The organism is Luteimonas sp. 100069 (genome assembly GCF_003813845.1).
GTDB lineage: Bacteria > Pseudomonadota > Gammaproteobacteria > Xanthomonadales > Xanthomonadaceae > Luteimonas > Luteimonas chenhongjianii.
On sequence record NZ_RPFN01000001.1, the window covers coordinates 230,555 to 251,851 of the forward strand.

Annotated in this window: 14 protein-coding genes; 8 read left to right on the plus strand and 6 right to left on the minus strand. The window is 68.5% G+C overall.

What is annotated here, in order from left to right; all coding sequences use genetic code 11:
• The first annotated feature begins 54 nt into the window (after positions 1-54).
• Together EGK76_RS01035 and EGK76_RS01040 are read left to right on the plus strand one after the other, a co-directional pair.
• The gene (locus EGK76_RS01035) at positions 55-3,834 is read left to right on the plus strand and encodes a LamG domain-containing protein (protein ID WP_233580182.1); all 3,780 of its coding nucleotides are present in this window, start codon (positions 55-57) and stop codon (positions 3,832-3,834) included.
• Positions 3,834-5,564, plus strand: a complete 1,731-nt coding sequence (locus EGK76_RS01040) for a glycoside hydrolase 43 family protein (protein ID WP_199730824.1) — start codon at positions 3,834-3,836, stop codon at positions 5,562-5,564. Before EGK76_RS01035 ends, EGK76_RS01040 begins: the two co-directional genes overlap by 1 nt.
• A gap of 45 nt (positions 5,565-5,609) precedes the next feature.
• Here EGK76_RS01040 and EGK76_RS01045 read toward each other — a convergent pair whose 3' ends face one another.
• From EGK76_RS01045 to EGK76_RS01060, 4 genes are all read right to left on the minus strand, one after another.
• A complete protein-coding gene (locus tag EGK76_RS01045) occupies positions 5,610-7,922 on the minus strand; it encodes a glycoside hydrolase family 95 protein (RefSeq protein ID WP_233580122.1) in 2,313 nt (770 codons plus the stop codon).
• Positions 7,923-8,019: 97 nt separating this feature from the next.
• Positions 8,020-8,835, minus strand: coding sequence for a rhamnogalacturonan acetylesterase (locus EGK76_RS01050; protein ID WP_233580183.1), 816 nt, complete (start codon positions 8,833-8,835; stop codon positions 8,020-8,022).
• 182 nt (positions 8,836-9,017) lie between these two features.
• Complete coding sequence (locus EGK76_RS01055; RefSeq protein ID WP_123831260.1) at positions 9,018-10,622, minus strand: carboxylesterase/lipase family protein; 1,605 nt, start codon at positions 10,620-10,622, stop codon at positions 9,018-9,020.
• Positions 10,622-11,581: an alpha/beta hydrolase gene (locus tag EGK76_RS01060; protein ID WP_123831262.1), complete on the minus strand. Its 960-nt coding sequence runs from the start codon at positions 11,579-11,581 to the stop codon at positions 10,622-10,624. The genes EGK76_RS01055 and EGK76_RS01060 overlap by 1 nt, the downstream gene beginning before the upstream one ends.
• A gap of 142 nt (positions 11,582-11,723) precedes the next feature.
• Here EGK76_RS01060 and EGK76_RS01065 point away from each other — a divergent pair, with 142 nt between their 5' ends.
• The 4 genes from EGK76_RS01065 to EGK76_RS01080 are packed head-to-tail and all read left to right on the plus strand — an operon-like array spanning position 11,724 to position 15,382.
• The gene (locus EGK76_RS01065; protein WP_233580184.1) at positions 11,724-12,560 is read left to right on the plus strand and encodes a 2-keto-4-pentenoate hydratase; all 837 of its coding nucleotides are present in this window, start codon (positions 11,724-11,726) and stop codon (positions 12,558-12,560) included.
• The gene (locus EGK76_RS01070; protein WP_123831264.1) at positions 12,557-13,549 is read left to right on the plus strand and encodes a TRAP transporter substrate-binding protein; all 993 of its coding nucleotides are present in this window, start codon (positions 12,557-12,559) and stop codon (positions 13,547-13,549) included. The genes EGK76_RS01065 and EGK76_RS01070 overlap by 4 nt, the downstream gene beginning before the upstream one ends.
• A 29-nt stretch (positions 13,550-13,578) precedes the next feature.
• Positions 13,579-14,097: a TRAP transporter small permease gene (locus EGK76_RS01075; RefSeq protein ID WP_096299910.1), complete on the plus strand. Its 519-nt coding sequence runs from the start codon at positions 13,579-13,581 to the stop codon at positions 14,095-14,097.
• A 1-nt stretch (position 14,098) separates the two neighbouring features.
• Positions 14,099-15,382 carry a TRAP transporter large permease gene (locus EGK76_RS01080; protein WP_123831265.1) on the plus strand — a complete coding sequence of 428 codons (1,284 nt, stop codon included), beginning with the start codon at positions 14,099-14,101 and terminating at the stop codon, positions 15,380-15,382.
• 269 nt (positions 15,383-15,651) lie between these two features.
• Here EGK76_RS01080 and EGK76_RS01085 read toward each other — a convergent pair whose 3' ends face one another.
• Both EGK76_RS01085 and EGK76_RS01090 read right to left on the minus strand, forming a co-directional pair.
• A complete protein-coding gene (locus EGK76_RS01085) occupies positions 15,652-16,524 on the minus strand; it encodes a methylglyoxal synthase (RefSeq protein ID WP_123831267.1) in 873 nt (290 codons plus the stop codon).
• Positions 16,524-17,933 carry a sugar porter family MFS transporter gene (locus EGK76_RS01090; RefSeq protein ID WP_123831268.1) on the minus strand — a complete coding sequence of 470 codons (1,410 nt, stop codon included), beginning with the start codon at positions 17,931-17,933 and terminating at the stop codon, positions 16,524-16,526. Before EGK76_RS01090 ends, EGK76_RS01085 begins: the two co-directional genes overlap by 1 nt.
• 408 nt (positions 17,934-18,341) lie before the next feature.
• Between EGK76_RS01090 and EGK76_RS01095 the strand changes: the two genes are divergently transcribed.
• Together EGK76_RS01095 and EGK76_RS01100 are read left to right on the plus strand one after the other, a co-directional pair.
• On the plus strand, positions 18,342-19,973 hold the full coding sequence (locus EGK76_RS01095; RefSeq protein WP_199730825.1) for a family 43 glycosylhydrolase: 1,632 nt from the start codon (positions 18,342-18,344) through the stop codon (positions 19,971-19,973).
• 92 nt (positions 19,974-20,065) lie between these two features.
• Positions 20,066-21,118, plus strand: a complete 1,053-nt coding sequence (locus EGK76_RS01100; RefSeq protein ID WP_096299900.1) for a LacI family DNA-binding transcriptional regulator — start codon at positions 20,066-20,068, stop codon at positions 21,116-21,118.
• Positions 21,119-21,297: the final 179 nt, after the last annotated feature.

The window sequence follows — 21,297 nt, forward strand, 5'->3', positions numbered from 1 at the left end:
GAGGAGAACACGTTGAACCAGATGTCGAAGCGGGTGCTGGCCATCGCCTGCGCCATGGGGCTGTCCGCCTCCCTGCACGCCCAGGAGGCGCCGCGCCTGCTGTTCCACGTCTCCGCCGATGAGGATTTCGTCGCCGACACCGCGCTCGGTGATCCGGTGCCCAACTTCAAGGACAAGGTGCGTCTGGTCGAAGGCGGCGCGCGCGGACGCGCGATCGAGTGGGACGACGACGGCGTGCTGTCTTGGAATGCGCCGGGCAACATCGATGCCGCGCGCGGCACCCTGAGCTTCTTCTGGCGCTCGCGCGATCCCGTCGGCGAGGCGCCGTTCGTGATCTTCCGCGCCGGTTATGCCGACCACTCCAGCTGGGACATGGCGTGGATGCGGATCGACTGGAACGGCGAAGGCTTCGATGCCTTCGTCACCGATGCCAACCTCGCGCGCTCGCGGGTGTCGTTCAAGATGGACACGCCACCGGCTGCCGACGCCTGGACCCATATCGCGTTCGCCTGGGACGAAACCGTCGGCGTGCGCCTGTATGTCGACGGCCGCGAAGTGGGCCGCGAGGAGCGGCCGGCCAATGCCCAGGCGTCGTTCGACTTCGATGCCGGCCTGGACCAGTTCGGTCTGGCTGCACGCGTGCTCGCGCCGCACCAGGTGCAGAGCCGTTACAACTTCCTGCGCGGCAGCGATTTCGACGACATCCGTGTGCACGACCGCATGCTCGACACCGCGGGCGTCCAGGCCGTGCGCAGCTTCCGCGCGCCGACCAGCGCCGTCGCGCCTGCCAGCCGGCATGCGGCCTGGCTGTTCCGTCACGGCTGGCAGGACGGCGTGGCACCACCGCTGCTGGAAGCGGCGACGACCACGATCCGCAAGGTCGAGTTCGCGGATGCCAGGGACCTCAAGCAGTGGATGTGGAAGGGCACCGACGGCATCTCCGAAACCACCTGGCCGGGCGTCTACAACCGCTCGCGGCTGCGCGGTCGCGACGACTACTTCCAGCTGCCGGACTGGGATACCTATGTCGACGGCGGCAAGGCGCTTGATCTGACCCTGCCCGACGAGCCCTGGAACCGCATCGAACTGCGCGGCGCGGCCTACGGGCAGGCGCAGGCTGGAGACGCACCCGGGTCGCTGTCGCCGCTGTTCCAGCGTCCGCAGGGCGTGGTGCGCACGGTGGATACGTTCGACGAGCGCCGCGGCGGCCACCTGCGCTTCGAGAACGCCGCCCAGGAAACCCCGATCCAGGAGATCTGGGCCTATCACGTCAGCGACGCGGCCGAGCCCGAGGGCTCGGTCAAGCAGCGCTACACGATCCACAGCGACGCGGAGATCGACTACGACAATCTCGTCGCCCTGCGCACCCATATCGACAGCCGTTTTGCGGCCGGCGAACGCAGCAAGGTGCTGGCGCTACCCGGCCGCGCGGCGTATCGCACGCGGGACGCGGCCCGTGAGGCCAGCGATCAGCCCATCGTCCACATCCTGATTCCGTCGGGCATCGGCGCCGCGCCGGCGGCGCAGCCGCTGATCCGCAGCTGGGCACACAGCTGGGAGAACATGTACGACGGCCTCGACGGCGTCGCCATCGACATCCCCGCGCTCGACCTGCCGGCCTCGCATACCGTCGATGGCAGCCCGGCAATCCCGCTCAACATCCGCGTCAAGGATCCCATCTGGCCGGACCGCGACATGATCGATGTCTCGGTCGCGGTGAAGCCGGGCGAAGCGCGCACGCTGTGGCTGGACCTGCGCGACCGCATCCTCACCGACGACAGCCTGTGGATCAGCATTGCCTCGGCCGCCGAGGGCTTCAATGCCGGCACGCTCGACGGCGCCGAGGTGCGCATGGTCTACAAGCCGCGCGAGCAGGCGATTGCCGAGCACGTGGAAGACCGCTTCAACCAGGTGCGCGACAACTGGGGCTTCCTGGTCGAGGAACACACCACCTCGCAGCGCCAGCGTCTCTACGCGCGCGTCCATGCCGACATCAGCGACCTGCTGCGGGTCGATCCCGACCACGAGCTCGGCCGGCTCTACTGGAACTACATGAGCTACAACAGCCAGGGGCTGCCGCCGTTCGAGCAGCCACAGGCGCCGGCCGGCGTGCCGCTGTGGGCGTTCCGCCAGCTCGAGGATCTCAAGGCCGTGCGCCGCTTCGTCGAGTGGTGGATCGACGAGCGCCAGGCGGAGTTCGGCGATTTCGGTGGCGGCATTTCCGACGACAGCGACCTGTCTCAGCAGTGGCCGGGCCTGGCGCTGATGGGCGTGATCCCCGACAAGCTCAATGCCTCGATCACCGCACTGGCCGACGCGGCCTACGCACACGGAATGTTCGCCGGTGGCCTGTCGGCGATCGAGACCGACGAGCTGCACGCCTACGAGGAAGGCATCAACACCAACAGCGCGATGTACCTGCTCAACTGGGGTGATCCGCTGAGCACGACGCGACTGATGGAGACCGTCCGCGATCTCGACGAGAAGATCGTGCTGCGCAATCCGCAGGGTCACGTGCTGTTCTCGAGCAACTGGTTCGGCGGCAACAAGGTCTATCGCGAGCCGCGCTGGCAGTGGCAGAAGCCGTACTCGTTCCCGGTGCTGCATCCGGCGTTCGTGCTCGGCGTGTTCAATGCCGACCCGACCAGCCGCGCGATGATCACCGGTCTCGCCGACGGCTATCTCGCGCATGCCTATACCGACGAGAAGGGCGCCTGGCAGTTGCCCAACGAGATCAACTGGGCAACCAGCGAGCGTCGCGGCGGCGATCTGTTCGACGGCTCCGGCGGCGCCGACACCATGCACCTGTACTGGGCGGCCTGGCGCTGGACGGGTGACGACAAGTACCTGCGGCCGCTGCAGTACCGCGTCGACCGCAGCGGCCCCGCGGGCCTGTCGAACCTGGCCGAGAACTACGTCGATGTGCTCGGCAGGCGGGAGGACTGGGGCAAGCGCCTGCAGCAGTCGGCCGACAAGGGCGAGACCGGCGTACAGAGCGTGTTCGCCTGGCAGCAGACCGGTGACAAGGCCTATCTCGAAGCCCTGCATGCCGACGGCATCCGGGCCAAGGCGATGCGCGAGTACATGAACACCGAAGGCCACTGGTGGTCGGATCGCGTCGACGCGCCCAGCGAGTTCCTGCAGCGCGCGCGTCTCGGCGGCCTGGCCCTGCGCCGCAACACCACGTATCCCGGCCACACCGTGAGCTGGCGCTTCGCCGACGACGCGCAGGCCGAAGCCGTCGCATTGCTGGTCTCGGCGCCGTCTCGCGAACGCTTCAAGGTGATCGCGCACAACACCGGCGCGCGCCGGGCCGATGCGGCGATGACCGGCTGGAACGTCGCGCCCGGGCGCTGGCGCATCACCAGCGGCGTCGACCGCGATGGCGACGAGTCCATCGACGGTCGCGCGCAGACGCGTGAGGTCACGCTCGAGACCAGCGTGTCGGTGGATCTGGCCTTCGGGCCGGGTCGCACCGAGGTGTTCGAGTTCGAGCTGATCGAAGCCGGCACGCCGGTGGAGACGCGCGCCGACATCGGCATCGGTCGTGGCGACGTGCGCGTGGTCGACGGCGCGGTCGAGGTCACCGTCCACAGCCTCGGCCACGCCGATGCACCGGGTGGCGTCGCGATCCTCGAGGACGCATGGGGCCGCGAACTCGCGCGCGCCGACATTCCCGCACTGGATGCACCGCGCGACCTGCAACCGCGCACGGCCACGCTGCGTCTGCAGCATGCGGCTGGTATCGATCCGCGCGGTGGACGCGTGCGCATCGCCTTGCCGGGTGACGACGAGGAGGTGACCCGCCTCAACAACGTCGCCGAGGTGCGTTGATGACCGCGCATCGCGGCCTTCGCGCCGCGCTGCTGGCAGTCGCGATTGCCGGGGCCTGCGCAGCGCCTGTCCTCGCCCAGCCGCCGATGGCGCCCGGCGTGTGGATGCCGGACCAGGGCGATGGTACCTACGCCAATCCGATCCTGGCCGGCGACTACTCCGATCCGGACATCGTCCGGGTCGGCGAGGACTACTACCTCACCGCGTCGAGCTTCGCGAACGTACCCGGCCTGCCGGTGCTGCATTCGCGCGACCTGGTGAACTGGACGCTGGTCGGCCATGCACTCACCCGCCTGCCGCAGGCGCATCACGACGTGCCGCGCCGCGGTGGCGGCGTGTGGGCGCCCGCGATCCGCCATCACGGTGGCCTGTTCCGCATCTTCTGGGGCGATCCGGATTTCGGCATCTACACCGTCACCGCAGCCGATCCGGCGGGGCCGTGGAGCGAGCCGATCCTGGTCGACAATCCGGGCGGTGCAATCGATCCGGCGCCGTTCTGGGACGACGACGGCCAGGGCTGGCTGGTCTATTCGTACGCGAAGTCGCGGTCGGGCAAGATCAACCTCGTCGCGCTCAAGCGTCTCGACGACAGCGGCACGCGGGCGGTCGGCGAGGAACGCATCATCGTCGACGGCGACACGCTGGCGCAGGTCGAAACCTCGGACGGTCCCAAGACCTGGGTCGTCATCGAAGGCGGCAAGCTCTACAAGCGAGACGGCTGGTACTGGCTGTTCGCGCCGTCGGGCGGGGTCAAGGGCGGTTGGCAGGGCGTGTTCCGCGCGCGCGACATCACCGGGCCGTACGAGGCGCGCAATGTGCTCGACCAGGGCGACACCCCGGTCAATGGACCGCACCAGGGCGGCTGGGTCGAGACCCCGCAGGGCGAACACTGGTTCGTGCATTTCTCGGATGCCGATGCGTACGGGCGTCGCGTGCATCTGCAGCCGATGACCTGGAACGCCGATGGCTGGCCGCTGGTCGGCACGCCGCAGCCGGGCACGCATCGCGGGCAGCCGGTGCTGGCGCATGCGAAACCCGCACTGCCGCCGCAGGCGATGAGCGCGCCGGTCGTCGACGACAGCTTCGACGACGGCTTCCACCTCGGCTGGCAATGGCAATCGAACCCGGCGGCCGACTGGCACGACGCGTCCGCCACCGGCGTGCTGCGGCTGAAGTCGGCCTCGTCGCCGGTCAACCTGTGGGAAGCCGGCCACGTGCTGTCGCAGAAGTTGCCGGGCATGACCTTCAGCGCGACCACGACGCTGGACTTCGCACCGGTCGCGCTCGGCGAGCGCGCGGGCCTGACGCTGTTCGGCGCGGCCTACGGCTGGATCGGACTCGAGCACGCCGCCGACGGCGTCCGTCTCGTGCAGGTCACGCGCGAGGATGCGGCCGGGCAGGGTGACGCGCGCAGCGTCACCGCCGACGTCGCGATCCATGGCCCGGTACACCTGCGCGTCGATGTCGCGCCGGTCGAAGTCGCGGTCGCGCCGCCGGCCGATCCCACACGCTACTGGCCGTCGATGGAGCGCGCGTATCACGCGCGCGCGCAGTTCCACTACAGCCTCGACGGCCACGCCTGGACCGCGCTCGGCGAGCCGGTCCACGTGCTGCCGGGTCGATGGGTGGGCGCGCAGCTGGGCCTGTTCGCGCAGAGCCCGGCGGGCACGCCGGCGTTCACCGCGACACGGGTCGGGTACGCGGACTTCGACGACTTCCGGGTGCGCTGACGCGGTGCGCCCGGGCCACGAACCCGGGCGCTTCCGCTCTGCGGTCTAGCGCCGACGCAGCGCGCCGTCGCTCCAGTGCAGCGTCAGCGTCTGGCCCGCGTCGAGTGTCCATGCGCTTTCGACGGTGTCGTAGTCGAGCCGATAACGCCCCCCCTTTGCGCTGCGGAGGGTGACCGTCGACAGCGCGCCGTCGGCCCAGGCGATGTCCACCGTCGCGGTGTTGCGCGCGCGCAGGCCACGCACCTCGCCGCGCGCCCAGCGCTGCGGCAGCGCAGGGAGCAGGAAGATCGTGCCCCCCCAGCTCTGCATCAGCATTTCGGTGATACCGGCCGTGCCACCGAAATTGCCGTCGATCTGGAACGGCGGATGCGCGTCGAACAGGTTGGGATACGTGCGCTCCGGGCTGAGCAGCATCTCGAGGATCTTGTAGGCGTGTTCGCCGTCGCGCAGGCGCGCCCACAGGTTCAAGCGCCAGCCGATGCCCCAGCCCGTCGCATCGTCGCCGCGGATCTCCAGCGACTTTCGCGCCGCGGCCGCGAGCGCCGGTGTGTCACGCATGTTGATCTGGCTCGATGGATGCAGCGCATACAGATGCGAGACGTGGCGGTGGTGGAGCTCGGGCGCGTCCATGTCCCAGTCCTCGCGCCACTCCTGCAACTGCCCGGCCTTGCCGATGCGATCCGGCGGCAGGCGATCGCGGGTGGCGCGCAATTGTTCGGCGAAACCGGCGTCGGTCTCCAGCAACGCGGTCGCCTCGATGCAGCAGTCGAACAGGTCGCGCAGCAGCTGCGAATCCATTGCCGGACCTGCGCACAGGCTCGAGCCGAAGGGGTGGCGGTTCTCGGGCGACGTCGATGGATTGGTGACCAGTTCGCCGGTCGCGGGATCCTCCTGCAGCGTGGCGACAAAGAACTCGGCAGCGCCGCGGAACAACGGCCAGACGCTGCGCAGGTAGTCCAGGTCGCGGCCGTAGTCCCAGTGGTCCCACAAATGCATCAGCAGCCAGGCGCCGCCCATCGGCCAGGTACCGAAGCGGGCGCCGTCGATGATGCTGGTCTGCCGCCACAGATCGGTGTTGTGGTGGACCACCCAGCCGGGCGCACCGTACATGCGCCGCGCCGTTTCCGCGCCGGTGACCGACAGGTCTTCGATCATCCGCTGCAGCGGCTCGACAAGCTCGGCCAGCGCCGTCATCTCCGCTGGCCAGTAGTTCATCTGGGTGTTGATGTTGAGGGTCCACTTGCTCGACCACGGCGGGTCGAGCAGGTCGTTCCAGATGCCCTGCAGGTTCGCCGGCTGCGAGCCGGGCTGCGAACTCGAGATCAGCAGGTAGCGGCCAAACTGGAAGTACAGCGCGGCGAGCGCGGGATCGTCCTGGCCGGCGAAGCGATCGATGCGGATGTCCGTCGAACGTGCCGCGAATTCGGTGGTGCCCAGATCGAGATGCACGCGCCGGAACAGACGCTGATGTGCGTCGAGGTGTGTGGTCCGCAACGCGTCCCAGCCCTTCGCGGTTGCCGCTGCCACGCGCTCGGCCGTGATCCGGTCCGGATCGCCACTGACATCGTCATGGCGCACATAGCTCGTCGCGGCGGCGCCGATCAGCAGCAGTTCGTCGACATCCGCGAAGCGCACCCGGTTGCCGACCGCCTCGATGCGGCCTCCGCGTGCGATCACCCGGCTGCGCTGGGTGAAGCGCAGGCCCCCCTCGATGCCGAAGCGGGCGCCGTTGGTGCCGCGCATCACCAGCGCGCCGTCTTCCACCGTGATCGCGTTGTCCTGTTCGCTGGCCGCCGAGAGCCAGCCGGTCAACGCCCTGGCGCGGTCGGCGGTGAGGCGCAGTACAAGACACTGATCGACCGGCGAGATGAAGATCTCGCGGGTGTAGCCCACATCACCGGCGCGGAAACGCGTGGTTGCGGTGGCGGTGTCGAGATCGAGTTCGCGGCGGTACTGGTGGATCGCCCCGAGGTTGTCGAGATCCAGCCACAGATCGCCGAGCGCCTGGTAAGGCATTTGCCGGACCGGATCGGACATCAGTTTCGACTGGGTCAGCGCTTCCGCGTCCGCATAACGGCCGTCGAAGATCAGGCGGCGGACCTCGGCCAGTGCGTCCTGCGCATCGCCCGGGTTCGCATCGTAGGGGCGTCCGGCGAACAGCGTGTCCACGTTGAGCTGCAGGCGCTCACGCGCCGTGCCGCCCCAGACCATCGCGCCGAAACTGCCGTTGCCCAGCGGCAGGGCGTCGACCCACTGTCGTGCCGGCACGCGATACCAGAGCTTGAGCGCCTCGTCCGGCGTGCGCGGGACGCCAGCCGCGCGCGACTGCGCGAAGGTCAGGGCCGGCAGATGTGCCATCAACAAGGTGGAAGCGGCGGCCGCAATCAGGCCCCGGCGCTGGTGATCGACCATGCGTGTGCTGTCCTCGAACTGGAGCGCGTGTGGAGCGGGGTGCTCAGGGAATCAGGTTGCGTCGCAGCGCCGGCACCTGCTGCGCGAGCTCGTCGGCGACGATCGCCGCGAACAGTGCGGCGCCTTCCGGGCCGAGATGCGTGTAATCGAAGGCGAGCTTGGCCTGTCCCATCGGCTCGGTGGTGGCGTTGTCCTGGGCGCCGGCCGGCGCAGGCCTGCCTGCAGTCGCCACAGTCGCGGCAGGCGCAGTCTGGGGAGGTGCGCCGATCGTCGTTCCTGCCTGCGCGGCGACGACCTGTTCGGGCGCGGCCGGACGCTGCGCGGTGCGCATCGCCAGCACCGGACCCATGCCCTGCACCAGATCGCGGCTGCGCGCATGCAGGTCGACCAGCGGCACGTCGAGCTCACGCGCGACTGCGCGGGTCGCTTCGGCCCAGGCCGCGAGATCGTCGAGCAGGCGGCCGTCCTCGAACTGGCGACGCGTGAGCGGGGTCACCAGCACCGGCTGCGCACCGGCGGCGCGGATTTCGGCGACATAGCGGCGCAGGTTGTCGGGATATTCGCTCGCCAGATCGGTCGAGCGGCCCGGCTTGCCCGGCTGGTCGTTGTGGCCGAACTGCACCAGCACGTAGACCGCCTCGAACGGCCCGGCGCGCATTTCGTGCAGCGCGATGTCCCACGAGCCCTCGGCGCGGTAGTTGTAGGTACTGCGGCCACCGCGGGCGAGATTGGTGCAGGCCAGGAACGAAGCCACGTGGCGATCGCAGAACGCGCCACCCCATCCGCCCTGCACCGCAGTCGTGGAATCGCCGACGAGCACGATCTTGCTGGCGCGGATCGGTGTGACCGGTGGACGCATGGGGTCGTCGACGGCGATGGCGGACAGGGGCGCCAGCAGGCAGCCGGCGAGGGCAAGGACGAGCGGTCGACGCATTGGCGGACTCCGGGGTCAGGCAGAGGAAAAACGGGTGGGGATGCACGCGGCGCCGGCGCGCGGTCGGAAGCACGCGCGCACCCGACATCCGGACCGCATCGCCGCAGTCACTGCGTACCGCGCTGCAGGAAGGGCGCCTGCTGGTAGAGCCTGCGTTCGCCGCCACGGGGATCGTGCTCGAGCCGCGAGGGTGTATCGAACACCATCGTCTCGCGGGCGGCCATCGAATACGGCGCCCATGCGGGCATTCCGGCATGGCTGGGATCGCCGCTGCGGGCGAAGGCCAGCAGCGCGTCGCGCATCGTCGCAGCCATGCGTCGTGCGTCATCGTCATTGCCGGTGCGCGCCGACGGCAGCTGCACCGTGTCGAACACCAACGGGATGTCGAGGGTGTGGAAGGCCCGGCTGCGCCTGCCTTCTTCGGTGCGCGGATGCCAGTCCAGCTGGTAGGCCCAGGTGTTGCGGCCCTGCGCGGCGCGCACTTCGAGCTCCTCGACCGCGCCGCGCCAGGAGCGGCCGGCGGTGGTCGCGGCGAAGAACACTTCCGAGGGCGTGTAGCCAGGATACAGGCGCCGGTACTCGGCTATCACCACCGCCGGGTCGAGATCGACGAACTGCTGCGTGCGCAGCTTTGCCGGCAGCGCGTCCCAGTCCAGTGTGAAGTTGTCCGGATCGTTGCCGAGGAAGGCGCGGGTTTCGTCGCGCGTGTTGCCGATCACCATCGGGATGTCGGCCGACTGCGGCGGCGCATCGGGCCAGAATGGGTGGCGCGGCAGGGTGACCGTGTCGACCACGGGCCCGAAGTACAGCGCACTGTTCTCGACGCGCGAGGGGTCGCGCACGCGTTGCGCGTCGAGCAGTGCCTGCATGGGGAGCGTGCGCAGGCGTTCGAGTTCGCCCGGTGCAACGCCCAGCTCGCCGAGAAAGAGCTCGGCGCGTTGCGTCGCCGCACGTGGACCGGCGGCGGTGACCTGCTGGCCACTCATCGTCCAGGCGCGGTGGAACAATCCGCGCGCGGCCGGCATCGCCATCAGCGTGGCGATTTTCGCGCCGCCACCGGATTGCCCGAACACGGTGACATTGCCGGCATCTCCGCCGAATTCGTCCGCGTGCGCGTGCACCCATTCCAGCGCCTGGATCAGATCGAGCTGGCCGACATTGCCGGCGTGCGCGAACGAGGCATCTCCGAGGTCGCGCAGGTGCAGGTAACCGAAGGCATTGAGCCGATGATTCAGTGTGACCACGACCACGTCGCCATGCCGGCACAGCGCGCCGCCGTCGTAGAGCGGGTCACTGCCCGAGCCGGTGGTGAACCCGCCGCCGTGGATGTAGACCAGGATGGGGCGACGCGCACCGTCGCGCAGGGCCGGGGTCCAGACATTTACGCGCAGGCAGTCCTCGCTGCCCGGACCCTCGCCGCCACGTTGCGGCGCCGACGGTCCGTATGCATGCGCATCGCGCACGCCGCGCCAGCGCGTCTCGCGCAGTGCCGGTTGCCAGCGGCGCGCCGCGGTGTCGGCGCCATAGGGGACGCCGCGGAACACATGGACGCCGTCCTCGATCTGCCCACCGATTTGCCCGCTGCGCGTGCGCGCGACGGTGGTGCGTGGCTGCGCCCGGGCAAGCCCGAGGGGGAGGGCGGCGATGGCGGCAGTGGCCGCGCCAACGCGCAACCAGTGGCGGCGCCGGGGATCGAACGGGGCTGTGGTCATCATGGGCCTGCGGTCTGTTCGTGGATCCAGTCGATGGCGAGCTGTGGCCATCGGGCCAGGGCGCCGGTTGCGCCGCGGGTCCCGAAGCCATGCCCGCCGCGGGGAAAGACGTGCAAAGCGGCCGGTACGCCGGCACGCAACGCCGCCGCATGCAGGGCAAGGGCATTGCCCACCGGCACGACGTCGTCGTCCTGCGCATGCAGCAGGAACAGTGGCGGCGTCCCGGGTCCGAGTTGCAGTTCCGGAGACAGGCGGTCGAGCACGGCCTGATCGGCGCTTCCGCCGCGGGCGGCCAGCAGCCGATCGCGGGAGCCGGCATGCGCGAGCGGCGCGTGCATCGAGCTCACCGGATAGACCAGCAGGGCGAAGTCCGGACGCGCCGATTGCGCGTCGGCGCCGTCGGTCACGCGGTAGAGGGTCTCGGGGGTCGTCGCCAGTCGCGCCGCGACATGGCCGCCGGCCGAGAAACCCATGACGCCGACGCGCTGCGGATCGATGCCGTAGTCGGCCGCCTGCGCCCGGATCAGGCGCATCGCGCGCTGGGCATCGACCAGCGGCGCGTCCGCGCCTTCGCGGTGGACGGCATCGGGCAGGCGATAGCGCAGCACGAACAGGGTGAAGCCCGCCGCGTCCACGAACTGCGGGACGAGCGCCGTGCCTTCCTTGTCCAGCACGATGCGGGCATAGCCGCCGCCCGGTGTCACCAGCAGCGCGATGCCGTTCGGGAGCGCGGGCCTGTAGACGACGAGATAGGGGTCGCGGACATCCTCGATGATCCGGTCGGGCATCGCGGGATCATCGCTGCGTTCAGTGATCCGCGGCGCGACCTGCGACGTCGCCGGCCACAGCCGCAGGATGGGCGCGGTGTCTTCCCGCGCCGGGGTCGCCGCCCAGGCGCTGCCGGCAAGCAGCGGCGCCAGCATCAGGCACCGCGCGAACGTTATTGAAAATCGCCCCATTTACCGCCTTCCATCCGCTGCGTGGCCTGCGTTTTGCCGCAGTGCACATTGAAGATGACACCGGTTTACCATACAAGACATCATCGGCGCCCGTGTTCTGCGGCGCAGCAACAACACCCAGGAGACCGAGTTGAACAAGGCCATCGCGGGTCCGGACACGCCGGACGCATCCGCGGACGCGAAACGACCCATCGTCGACGCATTCCTGCGCGCGCGGCGGGCAGGTGAGGCGCTCGCAGAATTCCCCGGAACGATTCCCGAAACGCTTGTCGATGCCTACGGTGTGCAGGACGCGGCGATCGCCGAATGGGGCGACGAACTCGTCGGCTGGAAGGTGGGATATATCGCCCCCGAGCGCCGCGATGCCTCCGGGGACGACCGCCTGCTGGGCCCGGTCTTCCGCCGCAATCTGCAACAGGTCGGCGACGACCTGCGTATCGCGGTCTTCGCGGGCGGCTTCGGCGCGATCGAAGCGGAATATGTGCTGCGCCTGGACGCCGATGCGCCGGCCGACAAGGCCGAGTGGACACCCGAAGAGGCCGCGGCCCTGCCGGCGACACTGTTCGTCGGGCTGGAAGTCGCCAGCAGTCCGCTGGCCACGATCAACCAGCTCGGCCCGCTGGTGGTGGTTTCCGATTTCGGCAACAACAACGGTCTGGTGGTCGGCGCGGAGATTCCGCAGTGGACCCGGCTCGACGACGCCGCCCTGCGCGTCGAGAGCCGTATCGATGATGTCGTCGTCGGCACCGGCGGTGCGACCACCCTGCCCGGTGGACTGCGGCAGGCGTTCGCGTTCGCACTGTCGCGCTCGGCGCGACGCGGCCGCCCGCTCAAGCGCGGCGAACTGATCGCGACCGGAAATGCCACCGGCATCCACGACATCCTGCCGGGCCAGCGCGCACGGCTGGTGTTCGAGGGGCATGGCGAGATCGTTGCCACCGTCGAGGCCGCGGGCGCGGCCGGGACTGGTGCTGCATGACGACGCGCCGCGCCTTCCTCGCAGGACTCGGCGCGGCCTGTGCTGCGCCACTTCTGCCGAGCGCACTTCGTGCCGACGATGCGGCCACGGTGCTGACCGCCACCGATGTGCACGTGTCCAACTATCCGACCGTCGAAGCCGTGCGCTGGATCGGCGAGGTGCTCGAACGCGAGACCGGCGGCCGTGTGCGGCTGCGGCAGTACCATTCGGGCCAGCTGGGCCGCGAAGCGGAAGCGATCGACATGGCGCGCTTCGGCGCGATCGACATGACCCGGGTGTATTCGGGCGCGCTCAACAACGCGTTTCCGTTGACCACCGCGCTGTGCCTGCCCTATGCGTTCGATTCCGTCGCGCACATGCGCCACGCGCTCGACAGCGGCGTGGCGCAGACCGTGCTCGATGGCTTCGGCTCCCGTGATCTCGTCGGTCTCGCGGTCTACGACAGCGGCGCGCGCTGCTTCTACAACACCCGCCATCCGATCGTCACCCCGAAGGACCTGCAAGGGCTGAAGCTGCGCGTCGCCTCGTCGGACATGTTCATCGAACTGGTTCGCCTGCTCGGCGCGAATCCCACGCCGATGTCGCTGGGCGACACGTTCTCCGGCATGGAGACGCACATGATCGACGGCGCCGAGAACAACATGCGCAGCTTCCATTCCAGCCGTCATTTCGAGGCCGCGCGTTACTGGTCGCAGAGCGAGCACTCCTATGCGCCCGACATCCTGCTGATCTCGCGGCGCTCGCTCGATGCACTGCGTCCCTCCGACCGCGACCTGCTGATCGACACCGCGCGCGCGTCGGTTTCGCAGATGCGGCGCTTGTGGGACGAGTCCGAAGGCGCCGCGCGCCAGCAGGTCGCCGAGTACGGTATCGAGTTGAACGAGGTCGACATGGACGCCTTCCGCAGCGCGGCGCAGCCGATCCGTGATCGCTACCTCCGGCAGCCGGAACTCCAGACCCTCTACCGTCGCATCCGCGACCTCGCCTGATCCGACTGAATCCGACACGGGAATCCACGATGTCCGAAGACACGATCCTCGCGCCTGACGAGGCCGCCAAGAGTGCGCTCGACCGCCTGGCCGACGCCGTCATCGCCATTGCCGCCACCGCCCTGTTCGGGCTGGTGATCGTGCAGGGCTGGCAGGTGTTCGCCCGCTATGTGATGAATGACTCGCCAAGCTGGACCGAGCCGGTAACGTTGCTGCTGCTGAGCATCGCGATGAGCCTCGGCGCCGCGGCCGGCGTGCATACCCGCCGCCATTTCGGCTTCTTCCTGCTGCAGGAACACATGCGGCCGACGATCCGGAAACTCGTGGATCTGCTGATCCCCGGCGTGGTCGTCGCCATCGGCGCGGTCGTCGCCTACTGGGGCGCGGTGCTGCTGCTCGACGGCCTGCACATCAAGGCCGCCGGCGCATCGCTTCCGCAGAGCATCAACTACCTGCCGCTGTCGCTCGGTGGCGCGCTGATGGTCGTGTTCGCACTCAATCAACTCGTTGGCGTGCTGCGCGCCCCGTCGGCCGGGGAGGGCCGCTGACATGGGAATCGCGATTCTGTTCATCGTCTTCGCCCTGCTGCTGGTGCTCGGCGTACCGGTCGCTTTCGCGCTTGCCGCTGCGGCGCTGGCGACGCTGCTCTATCTCGACCTGCCGTCCATCGTGCTGGTCCAGCAGGTCTCGGCCGGCATCGGCTCGGCCTCGCTGATCGCGATCCCGCTCTTCATCTTCGCCGGCGAAATCATGATGCGCGGCGGCATCTCGGAGCGGCTGATCTCGCTGGCGTCCTCGCTGGTCGGACGCATGCGCGGCGGACTGGGACAGGTTTCGATCCTGTCTTCGCTGTTCTTCGGCGGTGTGTCGGGTTCGGCAATCGCCGACGTATCGGCGGTTGGCGGCACGATGATTCCGCAGATGGTCAAGCGCGGCTACGACCGTGACTTCGCGGTCAACGTCAGCATCACCGCGGCGCTGGTCGCGCTGCTGGTGCCGCCTTCGCACAACCTGATCCTGTTCACTGCAGCGGCTGGCGGCGGACTGTCGATTGCCGATCTGTTCGCCGCGGGCATCGCGCCGGCGCTGCTGATGACGGTCGTGCTGATGTTCACCGGCTATCTGGTGGCGCGTCATCGCGGCTACGGCGTGGAGATCTTCCCGGGCTGGCGCGCTGTGCTGCTGCGCCTGGTATCGGCGCTGCCGGGCCTCGGGCTCGTCGCACTGATCTTCGTCGGTATCCGCATGGGGATCTTCACCGCGGTGGAGAGTGCGGCGATCGCGGTGGTCTATGCGCTGCTGGTCACCGTGATCCTCTACCGCCAGCTGCGCCTGGCCGAGTTCCGCGCGACCATCGTCCATGCCGCGCGCAGCACCGGTGTGATCCTGTTCGTGATCGCGACGGCGTCGGTATTCGGCTGGCTGCTGGCCTACCTTCAGGTGCCGTCGGCTGCGGTCGAGTTCCTGCAGTCGTTCGCGCACAGCAAGCTCGCCGTGCTGCTGATGATCATCCTGGTCCTGCTGCTGCTGGGCACCTTCATGGACCTGGCGCCGCTGATCCTGATCTGCACGCCCATCTTCCTGCCGGTCGCCCGCGCCTACGGCATCGATCCGATCCACTTCGGCCTGGTGCTGGTACTCGCTGGCGGCCTGGGACTGGTGACGCCGCCGGTGGGCTCGGTGCTGTTCATCGGCACGGCGATCGGCAAGATCACCGTGGGCGAGAGCATGCGGACCATCTGGCCGTTCTGGATTGCAGGTCTGGTGGTGCTGCTCATCGTGGCGCTGTTCCCGGGTCTGTCGTTGTGGCTGCCGGGGGTGCTGCGGGCCTGACGGCACTGTCGGGGGTGGTGTTTCGAACGGCCCCGCTCGCGGGGCCGTTTCTTTTGAACTTGCTGCTCCTGCTATGGCTTCAGCTCTTGATGGAAATCAAAGGGGGAGCCAAGCTAAGCCAAGCCAGAGCAACGCCCGAGCAAAGCCACAGCAAGCCCCCAGCGGAGCCAAGGCGAGACAAGGCACGACCGAGCGTGCAGCGGAATCACTGCGACACTACTGGGCTCGTCTCGGCGAGACCGCAGACGTCGCTGAGCGCCATCAAAGGCTCAGCTGAGCGTCGCCCGCCGCGTCGCCGCCACCGCCCATCGATCGGCCACTCCCGGTGACGTCAGACACGCCACGGTGTCGGTCACTGTCGTGACGGCGCGCTCCAGAAGCTGGATGTCGGCCTCGTGCTGCCTCGCGACGTGCGGATCCTCGAAGAACACCGCGCGCTGGCAGCGGCCGTCGAGCACGAGGTCGGCGATCTGCGCATCGCCGCCGAGCGGGCCGCTCTGGAAGCGCTGCGTCCAGGCCTGACCCTGCGGCCATCCGCGGCGCCAGGCGAGTTCGTTGAGACGCAGGCCAGTGGTCCCGGTGGCCACGCGCGAGGCGAAGCGGGACAGCAGGTCGAAATGTCGGTCGGCGAATTCAAGCATGCGCGGCTTGAGCGCATCGTGTGCGATCAGGGCCACCGTCTGGCCGGTGAAACGGTACAGATCGTCCGCGCCGGCATCCGGTACCAGGCCTGCATGGATGCGCTCGCTTTCCACCCAGTCGCGCGCCGAAGCGACGGTGGAGAGGAATGGCTTGCCCTGGATCACACACTGGCGCTTGAGAGCGACGGCCTCGGGGAAGATCGAGGAGGGATCAACCGGATCGATGAAGTAAATGGCGCCATCGAGCGTGCGGTCCTCACCCATGCCGACGACTTCGGCGACGAGTTTCATCAGGCCGCCCTCGCGGCCATACGGGTAGCGCCGGAGGCCGTCATAGCCGGCGAGCGCGCCGCGCTCGTGGATCGCATCGAAGGTGCGGCCGACCGCGTGCAGGCTCACCCCGAGTTCGCGCAAACCCGCGCCGCTGGCGTGCAGCCAGCGGAACAGGGCGGCATCCCCGTTGGCGTGGTGACGCCGGTTCGCGGCCAGGCCGAGCTGCATCAGCCTTCCATGTCCTCGAGCTCGCGACCGCGGGTCTCGTGGACGTAGCGCAGCACGAACACCACCGACAGCGCCGCCGCGAAGGCATAGAGCCCGTATGCGCCCGCAAGGCCGATCCCGGCGAGCAGCATCGGGAAGGTCCAGGTGATCAGGAAGTTCGCGCCCCACTGGAACAGGCCGGCGACCGCGAGACCCGAGCCCCGGATCTGGTTGGGGAACATCTCGCCGAGCATCACCCACATCACCGGGCCCCAGGACATGTTGAAGAAGATCACGTAGAGGTTGGCGGCGACCAGGGCCAGCATGCCCATCGAATCGGACAGCAGCAGGCGACCGTCATCGCCGAGCGTGCCGGTGGCGAATGCGATCGTGACGCCGGTCAGCGTGACCGCCATGCCGAGCGAGCCGATCCACAGCAACGGCTTGCGACCGATGCGGTCGACCAGCAGCAGCGACACGATGCAGGCGCCAATACTCAGCGCGCCGGACAGCACGTTGATCAACAGCGCATCGTTCTCCGAGAAACCGACGGCCTGCCACAGCACGGCGCCGTAATAGAAGACCACGTTGATGCCGACCAGTTGCTGGAACACGGCCAGGCCGATGCCGACCCAGACGATCGGGCGTACCCGGCCCGTGGCTTTGGAGATCAGATCGGAGAACTTCGGCCGATGCAGGTCGGCAGCCAGCGATTCGCGGATCTCCACCAGCTTGCGGCGACCCTCGATCTCGCCATACAGGCGAACGAGCACCTGCTCGGCCTTGACCATGCGCCCGCGGGCGACGAGGAAGCGCGGACTTTCGGGAATCGCGAACAGCGCCAGCAGGAACAGCGCGGCGGGTGCGATCTCGATCCAGAACATCCAGCGCCAGGCTTCGTAGCCGGCCCAGAACTCTGCTGTCGAGCCACCTGCCACCCGTGCCAGCAGGTAGTTGCTGAGGAACGCCGCGAACAGGCCGCCGATGATCGCGATCTGCTGCATCGTGGCCAGGCGTCCGCGATAGCGGGCCGACGAGACCTCGCTGATGTAGGCCGGCGACATCACGCTGGCGGCGCCGACCGCCAGGCCGCCGATGACGCGGTAGATCACGAACTCCAAAGAGCCGTTGGCGATGCCCGACCCCCATGCCGACACCAGGAACAGCACCGCGGCCGCGATCAGCAGCGCGCGCCGGCCGAACACGTCGGCCAGCCGGCCGGCGAAGAACGCACCCACCGCGCAGCCGAGCAGCATCGAGGCGACGTTGAAGCCCGTGCCCACGGAGTCGGAATTGAAGGCCCGCTGCAGGCCGTCGACGGTGCCGTTGATGACACCACTGTCGAATCCGAACAGGAATCCACCGATCGTGGCGACACAGCTGATCATGATGATCAGCCCGGTGTTCTCGCCCGTCTGTCTTGACGTCATGCTGCTTCCCCTTGCGAAGTGATTGCGCGGCGTAGGTTCAGCGGCGCAGGTACGGGTTGATCAGGTTCTCGTGATGCGGCTGCCGCCCGTTGTGCCGGCTCGGCTCGGCGCGAGCGTAACGCAAACTCGCGCCGATCCTGCGCGTCGTGTTGTCTGCGGCGGAGGCCGCCCATCGCCACGACCGGAGCCCGCGCGATGCGCCCGCTGCCGAGTCCCGGCTCCGGCACGTTGGCTATCGGTGTCATTTCTGGTGCGATTTGCGAATCGGGCGTTGCCGGGACTGTAACGTCGCGCCTGTAAAAAGCCTTGCTGCATCGCAAAATGATGGAATCAGGCCTGTCTGGTAGGGTCTGTTGACCAGCGGTGTCATTAACAGGTGAGCCGCATGTTTCCCCTACGGAGTTGCTGATGTCGCGATCAATGTTGCGTGCCCCCCTGCTCGTTGCCTGCTGCCTGGCCGGCCTGTCGTATGCCGCCGGTACTGTTGCAGCGACCCCCGCCAGCGCGACGGCGGGTGCTTCGGAGGCGTCGCCCTGGGCACGCGGCATCGAGAACCAGCGCAAGGCCGATCTCGGCGACGGCACCTTCCTCAATCCGGTCTTCGCCGGCGACCGTCCCGACCCCTCGGTGCTCAAGGACGGCGAAGACTACTACCTGACCCTGTCCTCGTTCGATGCATATCCGGGCCTGCCGCTGTGGCATTCGCGCGATCTCGTGAACTGGCAGCCGCTGGGCCACGCGATCACGAAGAACGTCGGCTCGATCTGGGCGCCGGACATCATCAAGCACGATGGCCGGTACTTCATCTACTTCCCGGCGCGGACCGGCGGTACCGAGGGCAGCGAGCGCAGCAACTATGTGGTCTGGGCCGACGACATCAGGGGGCCATGGAGCGAGCCAGTCAACATCGGTCTTGGCCGCTACATCGATCCCGGGCACGCGGTCGGCGAAGACGGCAAGCGCTATCTGTTCCTCAGCGGGGGCGCCTACGTGCAGCTCTCGGACGACGGCCTGAGCGTCGTGGGCGAAGCCAGGCACGTCTACGACGGCTGGCAGTATCCCGCGGAATGGGACGTCGAGGCCTACGCGCAGGAAGGGCCGAAGATCAACTTCCGCGACGGCTGGTACTACATGACCACTGCCGTCGGCGGCACTGCCGGCCCGCCGACCGGGCATATGGTGATCACTGCGCGTTCGCGTTCGATCCATGGACCGTGGGAGAACTCGCCGCACAATCCGATCGTGCGGACCGTCAGCCGCGATGAGCCGTGGTGGTCGCGAGGCCACGCGACGATTGTCGAAGGCACCGACGACCGCTGGTGGATGATGTATCACGGCTACGAGAACGGGTACTGGACGCTCGGCCGGCAGGCGCTGCTGGAGCCGATCGAATGGACCGACGCCGGCTGGTTCGTGGCCAAGGGCGGCGACCTCGGCCAGCCGCTGGCCAAGCCGGCGGGCGAGTCCGTCGGCGAACACGGCATGGCGCTGTCGGATGATTTCAGCAGCGGACGGCTGGGCGCGCAGTGGTCGTTCTACAACCCGACGCCGAACGAGTACGAACGGCTGTCGTTCGGCGACGGCACCCTGAGCTTGCAGGGCAAGGGCACGCAGCCGCGCGACAGCTCGCCGCTGACGGTCATCGCCGGCGACAAGTCCTACGAGTTCCAGGTGGAGATGGAGATCGAGCCGGGCGCGCAGGGCGGGGCGCTGCTGTTCTACAGCGACAGGCTCTACGTCGGCGTGGGCAGCAACGGCGAGCGTTTCATCATGCATCGCTATGGCGAAGAGCGCCCGACCCAGATCGCGCCCAGCGCGACGGGCGGCAAGCTGTGGATGCGTGTCCGCAACGATCAGCACATCGTCACCATTCACACCAGCACCGATGGCGAGAGCTGGACCAAGTATCCGGTGCAGATGGAAATTTCCGGCTATCACCACAATGTGGCCGGGCGGTTCCTGGCGGTGAAGCCCGCGATCTATGCGGCCGGCGAGGGCCAGGTGCACTTCCGAAACTTCCAGTACCGCGCGCTCGACTGAGGGTCGCACCGCACGGCCGGGCCGTCATTCGACGGCCCGGTCCGTACCGCTAGAATGGATGCTGCGCGAAAACTCAATGGACGGAACGGCCGATGCCCGCAGCGAAGAAGACCCCGAAGGCAACGGTTCCGGTGGAGATGAAGCGGCCGGCGACGATCAACGACATCGCCAGGCTCGCCGGGGTGTCCAAGAAGACCGTCTCGCGGATCATCAACCACTCGCCGCTGGTGCGGCAGGACACGCGCGAGAAGGTCGAGACGCTGATGCGCGAGGTGGGCTACTCGCCTGATCCACTCGCGCGCGGGCTGGCGTTCCGGCGCTCGTTCCTGATCGGCATGGTCTACGACAACCCGACCGCGCAGTTCATCGTGAACATGCAGTACGGCGCGCTGGATTCGCTGCGCGGTTCGGGCTTCGAGCTGGTGGTGCATCCGTGCGACAGCCGCAGCCCGGATTACGTCGATGGCGTGCGCCGATTCGTCCAGCAGCAGAAGCTGCATGGCGTGATGCTGGTACCACGCGTGTCCGAGGACCCGGCGCTGGCCGCGATGCTCGATTCGATCGGGATGCGCTACGTGCGCATCGCCGCGGTGTCGATGGACAGGCCCGAGCGCATGGTGGTCACCCATGACCACGACGGCGCCGCCGAGGTCGCCGATTATCTGCAGTCGCTGGGCCATCGCGACATCGGCCTGATTACCGGCCCGCGCGACTACCGCTCGTCCATCGAACGGACCGGGGGCTTTCTCTCGGCGCTGCAGAAGCGCGGCATCGAACTGCCCAAGTCCCGCATCGTGGAGGCCGGTTACACCTTCGAATCCGGCGTGGCCGCGGCGGAGAAGCTGCTGTCGGGCAAGAAGCGTCCAACGGCGGTCTTCTGCGGCAATGACGAGATGGCCGCCGGTGTCTATCGGGTCGCCATGCGCGAAGGCATCAGCGTGCCGCGCGAGCTGTCGGTCGTCGGCTACGACGACAGCCCGCTGGCGACGCGCCTGTGGCCACCGTTGACCTCGGTCCGTCGCGACACGCGCGATACCGGCCGCATCGCCGCGGCGATGCTGATCCAGCCCGAGGACGATCTGCGGCCGTTGGCCAGCGTGCGGCCGCACCTGATCCTGCGCGATTCCTGCCAGCCGCCGGGCTAGCGTTGCAGGCCCGCGTGTTGCACGCGGGCTTTCCGCCGCGGCGCTGCGTGCGGGTGAAGCGCGCCATGCACGAATCCGTCCGCGCCCGACCCGGCATTGAGGGATGCGGGTCGGGCGCACCGCATCGGCTGGATGTCAGCGACCAGGTGCCCGGCTGAACCCATGCCGCGGCGCGGTAT

Excerpts from the sequence above, each read along its gene's own strand:
- EGK76_RS01100 (WP_096299900.1), top strand. The coding sequence starts at position 20,066 with ATGCCCGCAGCGAAGAAGACCCCGAAGGCAACGGTTCCGGTGGAGATG.
- EGK76_RS01060 (WP_123831262.1), bottom strand. The coding sequence starts at position 11,581 with ATGGGGCGATTTTCAATAACGTTCGCGCGGTGCCTGATGCTGGCGCCG.
- EGK76_RS01070 (WP_123831264.1), top strand. The coding sequence starts at position 12,557 with ATGACGACGCGCCGCGCCTTCCTCGCAGGACTCGGCGCGGCCTGTGCT.
- EGK76_RS01095 (WP_199730825.1), top strand. The coding sequence starts at position 18,342 with ATGTCGCGATCAATGTTGCGTGCCCCCCTGCTCGTTGCCTGCTGCCTG.
- EGK76_RS01040 (WP_199730824.1), top strand. The coding sequence starts at position 3,834 with ATGACCGCGCATCGCGGCCTTCGCGCCGCGCTGCTGGCAGTCGCGATT.
- EGK76_RS01045 (WP_233580122.1), bottom strand. The coding sequence starts at position 7,922 with ATGGCACATCTGCCGGCCCTGACCTTCGCGCAGTCGCGCGCGGCTGGC.
- EGK76_RS01085 (WP_123831267.1), bottom strand. The coding sequence starts at position 16,524 with ATGCAGCTCGGCCTGGCCGCGAACCGGCGTCACCACGCCAACGGGGAT.
- EGK76_RS01050 (WP_233580183.1), bottom strand. The coding sequence starts at position 8,835 with ATGCGTCCACCGGTCACACCGATCCGCGCCAGCAAGATCGTGCTCGTC.
- EGK76_RS01055 (WP_123831260.1), bottom strand. The coding sequence starts at position 10,622 with ATGACCACAGCCCCGTTCGATCCCCGGCGCCGCCACTGGTTGCGCGTT.
- EGK76_RS01090 (WP_123831268.1), bottom strand. The coding sequence starts at position 17,933 with ATGACGTCAAGACAGACGGGCGAGAACACCGGGCTGATCATCATGATC.
- EGK76_RS01075 (WP_096299910.1), top strand. The coding sequence starts at position 13,579 with ATGTCCGAAGACACGATCCTCGCGCCTGACGAGGCCGCCAAGAGTGCG.
- EGK76_RS01080 (WP_123831265.1), top strand. The coding sequence starts at position 14,099 with ATGGGAATCGCGATTCTGTTCATCGTCTTCGCCCTGCTGCTGGTGCTC.
- EGK76_RS01035 (WP_233580182.1), top strand. The coding sequence starts at position 55 with ATGGGGCTGTCCGCCTCCCTGCACGCCCAGGAGGCGCCGCGCCTGCTG.